General features: G+C 62.9%; 11 protein-coding genes. 3 read left to right on the forward strand and 8 right to left on the reverse strand.

Annotation, left to right across the window (positions count from 1 at the left end; all coding sequences use genetic code 11):
• Nucleotides 1-36 precede the first annotated feature (36 nt).
• The 4 genes from FJZ36_09455 to FJZ36_09470 all read right to left on the reverse strand — a co-directional run bounded on the left by FJZ36_09455 (nt 37) and on the right by FJZ36_09470 (nt 3,832).
• Nucleotides 37-804 carry a hypothetical protein gene (locus FJZ36_09455; protein ID MBM3215127.1) on the reverse strand — a complete coding sequence of 256 codons (768 nt, stop codon included), beginning with the start codon at nt 802-804 and terminating at the stop codon, nt 37-39.
• 134 nt (nt 805-938) lie between these two features.
• Nucleotides 939-1,775: a hypothetical protein gene (locus FJZ36_09460; GenBank protein MBM3215128.1), complete on the reverse strand. Its 837-nt coding sequence runs from the start codon at nt 1,773-1,775 to the stop codon at nt 939-941.
• A gap of 522 nt (nt 1,776-2,297) precedes the next feature.
• Nucleotides 2,298-3,227: a LamG domain-containing protein gene (locus tag FJZ36_09465; GenBank protein ID MBM3215129.1), complete on the reverse strand. Its 930-nt coding sequence runs from the start codon at nt 3,225-3,227 to the stop codon at nt 2,298-2,300.
• Nucleotides 3,059-3,832: a LamG domain-containing protein gene (locus FJZ36_09470; GenBank protein MBM3215130.1), complete on the reverse strand. Its 774-nt coding sequence runs from the start codon at nt 3,830-3,832 to the stop codon at nt 3,059-3,061. The genes FJZ36_09465 and FJZ36_09470 overlap by 169 nt, the downstream gene beginning before the upstream one ends.
• Before the next feature lie 147 nt (nt 3,833-3,979).
• Between FJZ36_09470 and FJZ36_09475 the strand changes: the two genes are divergently transcribed.
• Together FJZ36_09475 and FJZ36_09480 are read left to right on the forward strand one after the other, a co-directional pair.
• Nucleotides 3,980-4,987, forward strand: a complete 1,008-nt coding sequence (locus FJZ36_09475) for an aldose 1-epimerase (protein ID MBM3215131.1) — start codon at nt 3,980-3,982, stop codon at nt 4,985-4,987.
• A complete protein-coding gene (locus tag FJZ36_09480) occupies nt 4,914-5,939 on the forward strand; it encodes an amidohydrolase (protein ID MBM3215132.1) in 1,026 nt (341 codons plus the stop codon). Before FJZ36_09475 ends, FJZ36_09480 begins: the two co-directional genes overlap by 74 nt.
• 238 nt (nt 5,940-6,177) lie before the next feature.
• Here FJZ36_09480 and FJZ36_09485 read toward each other — a convergent pair whose 3' ends face one another.
• From FJZ36_09485 to FJZ36_09500, 4 genes are all read right to left on the reverse strand, one after another.
• Complete coding sequence (locus FJZ36_09485; protein ID MBM3215133.1) at nt 6,178-6,369, reverse strand: type II toxin-antitoxin system VapC family toxin; 192 nt, start codon at nt 6,367-6,369, stop codon at nt 6,178-6,180.
• 1 nt (nt 6,370) lies between these two features.
• The gene (locus FJZ36_09490; GenBank protein MBM3215134.1) at nt 6,371-6,649 is read right to left on the reverse strand and encodes a hypothetical protein; all 279 of its coding nucleotides are present in this window, start codon (nt 6,647-6,649) and stop codon (nt 6,371-6,373) included.
• Between the two features lie 982 nt (nt 6,650-7,631).
• Nucleotides 7,632-8,129 (reverse strand): hypothetical protein, encoded by a 498-nt coding sequence (locus tag FJZ36_09495; GenBank protein MBM3215135.1) that lies wholly within the window; start codon nt 8,127-8,129, stop codon nt 7,632-7,634.
• Entirely contained in the window at nt 8,126-9,502 is a 1,377-nt protein-coding gene (locus FJZ36_09500) for a DUF3696 domain-containing protein (protein MBM3215136.1), read from the reverse strand. The genes FJZ36_09495 and FJZ36_09500 overlap by 4 nt, the downstream gene beginning before the upstream one ends.
• A 153-nt stretch (nt 9,503-9,655) precedes the next feature.
• Here FJZ36_09500 and FJZ36_09505 point away from each other — a divergent pair.
• Nucleotides 9,656-9,818 (forward strand): hypothetical protein (locus FJZ36_09505; GenBank protein ID MBM3215137.1); only part of this gene is annotated, 163 nt, incomplete at its 3' end.

Genomic DNA, 9,818 nt, shown 5'->3' on the forward strand with positions numbered 1-9,818 from the left:
TCAAGTAGCGCTGCGTCGCGCTCAGCCCAAGTCGGCTCAGGGTAGGGCGGTGAGCTGGACCGTCGCGGTGTAGGGACTGTCGCTGGCGACGTCCGGAGCTTCCGTGTCGTCGGAGTCGATGCCGAAGTCCTCGCCGTTCAGAGCGCGCATCGTCACGCGGACCAGCACGGATCCGTCGCGCGGGACGTGCTTGATGAGAGCCCCATCGCCGAGGAGCGCTCCCATCGAGAACTGCGCATTGTGAGCCGGCACAGCGGAGAGCTCCGCGAGCCGCGTGGGCGAGACCCACGTGTTGGAGGCCTCAGTGTCAGCGGCATTTGAGCCCCCGCCGACGTAGACGAAGTTGAACCGCCCGTCCTCGTAGTCCGGTCCCACACCGCGAGCCGGCGCGTATTGATCCTCTTCGAAGCCCGTCGCCGGATCGCCCGTGCCGTCGATGACGGCCTCTTCGAGTCCGCTGCCGTCGGTCTGGACGCAGACGAACGTGGCGAGCGTCTCCGCCGCATTGTCGGGGTGGGTCAGCGGGTCCGCCGTGCCGGTGAGGCGAACGTCCACGTTCGTGACGAGCCTCAACACGGCGACCGTGTCCGTGTCGCCGGTGTCCGTGCTGAGGGCGTTCGACCAGTCGCGGAGGTTCCCGACCGGCGCGCTCACCTCCTCAGCGGGGTTCAGCCACTTGACGATGATTCCCACCTTCGCGCTGAAGGTGGCTCCATCGTTCGTCTCGTTCACCTGCGCGACGACGGGAGCCGCCGCGGTCAGTGCGAGAGCGAGAACGGCGCTGATGAAGATCCGCCTGGTCACGGTCGGGACCCTTACGGTGCGAGTCGGCTGCCCGGCTCGCCGCGCTAGCCATACGGATAGAGCGCGAGCCGTGGTGGGAAGATGAGGGCGCGAAGCCGCGCCCTCATCGATGCGGGAACTTCAGCCGCTCGTCCTTACGGGGTCGCCGTAAGGGTCAGCGTGCACTGGTAGTCCGTCGCCACTTCGGGAGCTTCCGTCAGGTCGCTGTCGTTCCCGAAGTCCTCGCCGTTCATCGCGCGGACGGTCACCTGGAACATGATCGCGCCATCGCGGGCGATGTGCGTCGTCGCCTCGCCGGTGAACGGGGTGAGGTTGTCTGCCCAATCCGTGCCGCCGCCGGCGCCGCCGGCGCCGTCGAGGACGTAGTTCGCGCCAGTCACGGTAGGTGTCGTGAGCGTCTGGCCTGTGCCGCCGCCGTCGCCGCCGGCTCCGCGCCAGCTGTCGGTGACCGCCGAAGCGCCGGCGATGTAGACGAAGTTGAGCGTCGTGCGGCCGAACTCATAGAGCGTGCCGGCGCTTCCGCCGATGCCTGCATCGGCATTCTCGGCTGCGAACGCAGACCAAGCTCGCCCTGTGTAATCGGAACCAGCGGTACTGTCTGTGCCCGTCCCGTCGCCGTCGCTCATGATGTTGAAGAACGTCGCCAGCGTATCGCTGGCGCCGGACGTACCCTCCGTGAAGGGCCCGTCGAACTCTGCGTCGATCGTGGGTTCACCGTTTGTCACGAGGCGGAAGACGATGACGGAGTCCGTGTACCGGTCGCTAGCGGTATCGACGCCGTCGGCAGTCGCCGTGTTGTCGCCGATCGTGCTGCCTACTGCCCCGTACCCGCTGTCGTTCACGTTCCACGTATCGACCGTCGCGCCGGAGTCACCGTCCGTTTCGTCGGAGAGGATCCACTTGAGGATGCTGGCGACGCCCGTCTGGAAGGTGCCGTCCTGGGTCACTTGCGCTCGCGCAACGCCCGCCATGACGACGAGTCCACCGACCAACGCCACTTAGAGAAAACGCTTCATTGCTGACTAGCTCCTTACGCCTGAGGTTCCCGATCTGCGATCTCGGTTTCGCCACTCCCAGGAGCCGCTCCTCGCAGCCACCTCTGAAGGACACGCACCGAAGGGCGCTTGGTTTGTAGCACGGATCGTGCCAAACATCTCGCCGAGGGGTCTGTCTGCGGCTATCGGAGGCGTCGAGGGCGAGGAAGCCGCGCCGTTGCTGGCTCCTCTCGACCGACACCGCCCTATCGACCCCGTATGACCGGCGGCAGCCGGCTCGTTGTGGCGTCCACCGTGTTCACTTCTGTAAACACTGGGTAGACGATCTCATCACTTCCCGAGGAAACCGGAGGGTCTTGCGTGACATAGACAAGGGTAATATTGCCACGATGCCTTGTCAAGCCGCGTTGCGACAGGACGCTTCGGACCGCGCATGCAAGCGAAAGAGGCGGGTGCGAACCCGCCTCTTCTTCAACGACCGTATGATGGATACGACGGCTAGCGTGCCGTCTTCATTGCCGCCCATGCCGTCGTCGTCTTGCCGTTGGGCTCGACCGGCGTCGACAGACCCGTCATGACCTTCGCCAAGTCGGCTGCGGTGAGCGCGTTGTCGTAGAGGGCGACTTCGTCGATGCTGCCCTTGAGGAACCCGCCGCCGACCCACGAACCGATCGTGATGACCGTGGTCGCGGTGTCGGGTTTGGTCTTGTTGTCGGTCTCGGCGTCGAGCTTGCCGTCGACATACAAGCGGAACTTCGCGCCGTCGTAGGTCGCGGCGATGTGATGCCACGCGCCGTCGATCACGTTCATCTTGGCGTCGTAGGACTGCCACGCCTTGCCCGACGTGAACGAGTAGTGGACCTGCCCGGCGGCGTTGTTGATGAAGATGCCGTAGTTGCGGATGGGTCCGTCGGTGTTCTGCGTCATGATCGTCTGCCAGTTGCCCGTCTTGGCGGGTACGTTCACCCACGCCATGACGCTGAAGTTCGTGACGGAGAGCTTGGCGCCGTGCGCCACCTCGACGTTGGCGTCGGTACCGTTCAGCCCGACGGCTCCGCCGAACTTGCCGGCGACCCAGGTTGCCTTGTTGACCTTGCCGTTGTAGCCGTTGCCGGACCGGTCAGCGGCGGCGGTTCCGCTGCCGTCGTCGAACGTCCACAAGCCGACGAGGCCCGCCTGCGAGGTCATCGCGACCGTCAACGCACCGCACACCGCCAACGCCAGTAACCCCTTCTTCACGGACGTATCCTCTCCGGCGCTCAGCGCGCCTTGAATGCCGCCCAGGTGGCGGCGACCTTCCCCTTCGGATCGACGGGCTTCGACGCCAATCCGTTGGTGATGACCGACTTGAGCTCGTTGGGCTTGAGCGCGTTGTTGAACAGCGCGACCTCGTCGAGCGCGCCTTGCAGCCAGCCGCCGCCCACCCATGAACCGATCGTGATGACCGTCTTCGCCGTATCCGGCGTCACGTTCCGCGGTGTGCGCGCATCCTCGATCCCGTCCACATAGAGGATGAACGCCTCCTTGTCGTACGTCGCGCAGATGTGATGCCACTTCCCGTCGACCACGCCCGTCTTGGCGTCGAACGACTGCCAAGCCTTCCCGAACGTGAAGGAGTAGTGGATAACGCCGCCTGCGTTATTGATGAAGATTCCGTAGTTCCGGGTAGGTCCGTCGGTGTTCTGCGTGACGATCGTCTGCCAGTTCCCCGTGAGCTTGGGGACGTTGACCCACGCCATCAGCGAGAACTTCTCGACGGACATCGTCGCCGCCCACGGAATCTCGACGTTCGAGGCGCCGCCAGCGAACTCGAGCGCCTTCCCGAACTTCCCAGCGACCCACTTCGCGTTGTTGATCTTGCCGTGGTTCCCCTTCTCGGAGGTGTCCTTGGCGACATCTCCGGCGCCCTCGTCGAACAGCCATTGTCCGACGACTTCGCCGCGAGCCGTGGACACAGAGACCGCGAGCGCGAGAACCAGGAAACTGCCGATCCGTAACCCGACACGCATCGAAGCCACCTTTCCGCACGCCATGCCGAGGTTGTGTTCACGAAACTCGACACATCCTCATCATAGATTCGTTGCGTTTCCGCGTCAATGGCACGCATCGGGCTTTCACGAACCGGCTCCCTCCAGTAGAATCGCGGCGTTCCTCCCGATACCCACCCGGAGGGCGACCCGATGCCGCTCACCTACTCCATCCACGACGCCACGCACGGAGGCACGCGCGTCTTGGAGCTCCGCGACGAAGCCCGCAAACAGCGCGCTCGCATCCTGCCCGGAATCGGCGCGACCTGCATGGACTACACGGTCACGCACCACGGGCAGATCGCGCACCTGTTGGATCCGCCGCCGGACATCGCGACCATCGTCCACCGACCCACATCGTACGGAACGCCGATCCTCTTCCCGTTCCCCAATCGCATCCGCCACGGCATCTTCATGTACGACGGCGAGATGTACGAGTTCGAGGACAAGCACAGCGCGGGACATCACATCCACGGACTCGTCTACACGCGCGCCTGGAAGGTCGCCGAGCACAAGGCGACGCCGCATGGGGCGTCCTGCGCCCTGACCTTCGACTCGCGCGAGTTCGCCGACATCGGGCGGCAGTACCCCTTCCCGTTCCGCCTGCGTGTCGAGTACTCCCTGCATGACAACGCGCTCGCGATGACCTTCTCCGCGACGAACGCGGGCGAGCGCACGCTCCCGATGGGCGTCGGATTCCACCCCTACTTCCGTTGCCCCATCTCGGAGCGCACGTCGCCGGAAAACTGCGTCGTCACGGTTCCCGCCGCCGCATACTGGGAGCTCGACCAGCATCTCCTGCCGACCGGACGCATCGTTCCCGTCTCCGGTAGAACCGACCTGCGGAAGGGCAAGAGCTTCGAGGGGATGCGGTGGGACGACGTATTCACGGGCATCGAGAAGGACGAGCGCGACGGCAAGTCCCGCTGCGTCATCGAGGACCGCGCGCTGGGGCTCAAGACGGTCGTCGAGAGCGACGGCGTGTTCCGCGAGATCGTCGTCTACACGCCACCCAACCGTCGCGCCATCTGCTTCGAGCCCTATACCTGCCCGACGGACGCGCCCAACTTGGCGATACGCGGGTTGGATGTCGGACTCATCGAACTGGAACCGGGCAAGTCGTTCGTCGGGACGATGCGGGTCACGTCGAAGCCCGTGTGAGGACGCCGGACCCAGGAGGTTTGGGCATATGATCGTCGACGCGCACATGCATCTGTGGGACGTCATCGACGGGCGGATCGGCGACATCGTCGTCAAGCCGCTGACGAACGGCAAAGTGCGGATGGGCGAGAACGTCGTCCTAATGATGCCGCCGTCGTTCGAAGACTGCCGCTGCACCGCCGAACGCGCGCTCGCGCACTTCGACGACGCCGGGGTCGAGGTGGGCGTCGTCGTCCAGGAGACGATGGACGGCATCCAGAACGCGTACCTGTCGAAGGTGATGCAGGCGCATCCGGGACGCTTCTTCGCCCACGCGCTGATCGACTATGCGGAGCCGAAGAAGTGCCTCGCGGCGTGGAAGGCGGCGCATCGACAGGGGTTCCGGGGGCTCAAGCTGCCGGCGCTGCGGCTCGCCCATGCGAATCCGCGCATCCATCTGACCGATCCGGCGCTGATGAAGCTCTGGGAGCAGCTCCAGTCCGACGGGGCGGTTCTCGCCGTCGATCTCGACTTCGGCGCATCGCAGGTGGACGAGATGGCGTCTGTGGCGCGGGCGTTCCCGGAGCTTCGCATCGCCCTGGGGCACTTTGGGATGGCGAACCGTCCCGACTGGTTTCCGCAACTCCGTCTGGCTCAGATTCCCAACATCTGGATCGAGTCCGGGGGCATCTGCTGGCTCTACCGCGACGACGGCTCAGCGTTCGAGAACGCCCAAGAAGCCGTGCGGATCGCGTCGCTGGAGGTCGGGATCGACAAGCTCATGTGGGGCAGCGACCTGCCTCGGACGATGGTGGACTACACCTACCGGCAGCTTCTCGATTGGGCGCGGTACGGCTTGGACTTCCTCTCGGACGACGAGCGGAACCTCTTCCTGGGCGGCAACGCGGCGCATGTCTACGGGTTGGAACCCGCGCCGGAACGCGCGCCCCTGCCGTTGGTCACCGAGGGCTGACGGGGCGAACATCGACCCTCACATCCGCTCCTGCGCCATACCGTCGCTCCCGCTTCCGCGGGGCGACGCGCGTACGGTCGCTGTGGGGTGCGTCGAATACGGTTCACCATCACGCTGACGAACCACGAGGAGGGGCTAGAAAAAGAACAAGGACTGCTGCAAAGAGTAGCCCACGCCTTGTTTGGCATGAACTTGGAAACAGTCCTTAATTTCATTGTGATAGTTCTGCGAAGCGCTGTCAAATGGCGAGCATCTCGGCGTAGAGCGTGATATCCGGCATCGGGAAATCGGAGCGATTGTAGGTGACCAACATGAGATCGTGAGCCCTCGCCGTCGCCGCAATCAATACGTCCACTTGTCCCAAAGTGATGCCTTGACGGCGCAGAACCCACATCACCACATCCGAATCGAGTAGATAACGCGTCGTCATGCTATTCCTCCGGGAGCGTGGTGGTTCTCCAACTTGCCGGGTCACGCAACCCTCGCAGATAGCGGCGCATATCTTCCGCCGTGTTGAGGTCGGGATGGTTTTCGTCTGTCCAGGCTCCGAATCCCGCCTTCAACCCTTCGCGAAACCGCAGAATATCTAACTGCTTCTCAACGGCTTCGGCGATGAACTCGCTCCTTTTTCGCTCCGAAACGAGCCGTTTCAACGTTTCCAGCGTCTCGACGGGTAAGACGACCGTGGTGCGAACAGTCGCTCCAGACATGTCGATCTCCTTCGCAAGGAATGAACGATGATGACTTCGTGTATGACATGTATGACATGGTACTTCGCTTCATTTCGTTCGGCAATTGTCACTCACAGCACGAGAATCTGCGATTGCTGATACAGGTCATTCCACACCCAGTCGGAGTGTTCCATCAGCGCATAGGAGTCCGGGAACTCATCTCGAAACAGGGGGATTTGGTTGACTGCTCCTCTGGTGTATTCAGGAGCAGGGATCATGCGTTTTCGGGAACTGACCGATGAGGAATGGGAATGCCCTGATCTGCCTCCGCCAGCGAAGACGGGTCGGCCGCGGTGGGAACGCTCCGCGACGAGGACGATGCGTCAAGCCTTGGGCTTTGCCGCTCTGTAGCAGCACTCTTCGTACGGCTTCGCCCTATCCGGGTCGGCAGGTAGATACAGAACAGTGAGAGTGTCGCCCACCTTTCTCGTTCTTGCCGTGCTGGCGCACAAGGTGCGCGGTTCTGGCGTCTCATATACGATTGTGCTCGTATAAATCCACTGAGCGTAGCGACCGTTCGTCCGAGATGTAACTACTTCTCCAACGATACCGAGCGTTGGTATGGCAGAGCGAACGAGCAGCGCATCACGCAGACCGTCGTTTTTCCAGCTACTCACCACAGAGGCGAGGATACCGCACCACAGGATCAAACCGAGCGGCATAATGCAGAGAACAACTAGAATAGACCCGGAACGTTCGGTCAGACCAAGATAAGAGAGCCACGCATATGCTCCTCCCAATACAATGAACGACATATAGCCGATGAAGAAGGCTCGTTCAGCGATAACGCTTCGTCGCAAAACGGTCCGACGCGGCGTCGCGCATGCGAGTTCGGGTTCCGGTTGCCATTCGACAGGCGGGGTCGCTTGCATCGGTAACTCTCCTTATCTGCGCGCCCAGCCGACGCAGCGCGAACGCTCCGCGACGATGCCGGTTCTGGGATTGGCTCTTCGGCAACGAGCTACTGTATCAGTCGTTGGATGTCATCGGCACAAATGAAGTCGACGCGAACGCCGTTTCTGTGGAGCGCCTCTCGGAAGTGCCACCAGTTGGCGTCGACAGCTTGCAGAATGCGAGCGCGCGGTCTGGACGCGCGGGCAACGGCGACGAACTTGCGGTCAGATGGGTCGAACCGATTGAGATCGGGATCGGTTGGGAATTCCACGTAGTTCCTGTCGCCCTTGGGCGTCAAAGCTACCACGTGGCAGCGCTCGGGATTCGTCCGGTTGGTGAGAACCCACAGAAGGAATGCGTCTCCTACGCCGGGTTGGCCTTCAGAACGCAGATTCCGGCTGTATTCGCCGATGATCTCCCATTCTGCATCGAGGACAAGGCAATCCTTCTCCTCACGAATGCGAGCGATGCGCTGGATACAGCTGGCAACGCATCCAGGGGACGCCTGGTCGGACCGGCCGTTGGCGACGACCGGTACATTGGTGTCGACGACGACGCGGCTCATGGGGCGGCTTTCCGCGCACGTCTCATCGCCGCCTCTGCCATCTTCAGCGATTCCTCGAGTGGATCGCCGAAGAACCCCTTGGGCCAGTTCTCGATGTAGCCAGTCAGATCGACGCGAAGGCGTTCCGCCTGAGAAGCGCCATCTTCGCCCATCTCGCAGAAGTAGAGGGCGGCGTCTTGCGGGTCGAGAGCACCCTCCGCGATACGTCGTTGGATGCGCCGGACCAGATGATCGCTGTGGCTCTCGACGATGATCTGTATCTTCCGCAACTGGACGACATCGATCAGTACGTCCGCCAAGCCGGCTTGAACCGACGGGTGCAGGTGGATCTCCGGCTGCTCTAAGATGACCGTCGAACCTTCGGGGACGTAGTAGCAGAGCACGAGCACTGGCAGGATCTGCGATACTCCGAAGCCTACGTCGGTGATCAGAACATCGGCTGTGCCTTCGCTCTTTCGGATACGAACCTCGTAGTACTCGCGGTTCAAGGCGATCGGTTCGAGCGAGAAGGAATGGACCAATCCCATGCGCTTCATCCAGCGGGGGACGATCTCCTGAATCGGGCGCCTCAGCTTCCGTTTGCCCTCCGTGCGCGCGAGTTCCTTCCGTCCCTCTGCCTGCGCCGCCAAGAGCGCGGCGATGGTTCCTTCACCCCGCCTACCCACATCGGTCGGACGGCCGCCCGACCAAACGTAGCTTCGTCTTGGGTATTCGCGCAACGGGCCCAGATAGAAGATGCGGCTCATCCGCTGCTCGAACTGCAGGGCGAACTCCGGGAGGAAGCCCGTGTTCTGGTAGAACCCGATCGCCTCGTCGGGAAACCCATAGCACTTAACCGGCGATGGGAGCGGATAGGGTCTACCGGGGTTGCGCTTGGGGACGAAGCCTTCCGTCGCGTTCTCGTCTGGAATGGGCGCGTACGCGTCTCTCCCGCCGTTCTTGCTGTCTATGGACTTCATGCCGAACGTGTAATCGCCGAATCGATACTGGAAACGCTTGACCAGCGGACGTTCCTTGCCGTACCGGATGACCGATTCGAACGCTAGGCGATCCGTCGAGAAGAGAACGCTGCGCGTACTTGGGTCCTTGACCGTCAACGGCTCGGGCAACGACCACGACAGAGCCATCTCAAGGGGATCGCTCATTTGATGCGCGTGGATCAGGTCGCTGAACGTGCCGACGTCAACTAGCGAGTGTTCGTCGCCGGTGTGCAAAACGCGGTTCCGGTCGAGCGACTCCGCTGTCTGCTTCAGAAGCAGAAGCAGTTGGAGGAGGCTCGTCTTGCCGGAGCTGTTGGCGCCGAAGAATCCGGTCAGTGGCGCGATCTGCAGATCGCCCGTGTCCCGCCACGACTTGAAGTTCTTCGCGGACATGCGCGTTATCACGACAGCGCCTTCCGTGCTGGCTTCGACCGCCCCAATCCTACCACGCGCGGCAAAGGGTCGCACCTTGCGGCGCGGCGGACAGTTGCCGCAGCCCGCCGAAGCCGCTTACAGTGGAACCCACCCACATGCGGAGGCGAGACGATGCAGCGCCCTAACATCCTGATCTTCATGACCGATCAGCAGCAAGCGATGACGGTGGAGCCGGACCATCCCTGCCGGATGCCCAACGCCGAACGTCTGGCGAGCGAAGGGCTCCGGTTCAACCGCGCCTACACGGTGACGGCGCATTGCTGTCCGTCGCGCG

This window comes from Candidatus Poribacteria bacterium (assembly GCA_016866785.1).
Lineage (GTDB): Bacteria > Poribacteria > WGA-4E.

Excerpts from the sequence above, each read along its gene's own strand:
- FJZ36_09460 (MBM3215128.1), bottom strand. The coding sequence starts at position 1,775 with ATGGCGGGCGTTGCGCGAGCGCAAGTGACCCAGGACGGCACCTTCCAG.
- FJZ36_09465 (MBM3215129.1), bottom strand. The coding sequence starts at position 3,227 with ATGGGTGGGCGGCGGCTGGCTGCAAGGCGCGCTCGACGAGGTCGCGCT.
- FJZ36_09470 (MBM3215130.1), bottom strand. The coding sequence starts at position 3,832 with ATGGCGTGCGGAAAGGTGGCTTCGATGCGTGTCGGGTTACGGATCGGC.
- FJZ36_09475 (MBM3215131.1), top strand. The coding sequence starts at position 3,980 with ATGCCGCTCACCTACTCCATCCACGACGCCACGCACGGAGGCACGCGC.
- FJZ36_09480 (MBM3215132.1), top strand. The coding sequence starts at position 4,914 with ATGTCGGACTCATCGAACTGGAACCGGGCAAGTCGTTCGTCGGGACGA.
- FJZ36_09485 (MBM3215133.1), bottom strand. The coding sequence starts at position 6,369 with ATGACGACGCGTTATCTACTCGATTCGGATGTGGTGATGTGGGTTCTG.
- FJZ36_09490 (MBM3215134.1), bottom strand. The coding sequence starts at position 6,649 with ATGTCTGGAGCGACTGTTCGCACCACGGTCGTCTTACCCGTCGAGACG.
- FJZ36_09495 (MBM3215135.1), bottom strand. The coding sequence starts at position 8,129 with ATGAGCCGCGTCGTCGTCGACACCAATGTACCGGTCGTCGCCAACGGC.
- FJZ36_09500 (MBM3215136.1), bottom strand. The coding sequence starts at position 9,502 with ATGTCCGCGAAGAACTTCAAGTCGTGGCGGGACACGGGCGATCTGCAG.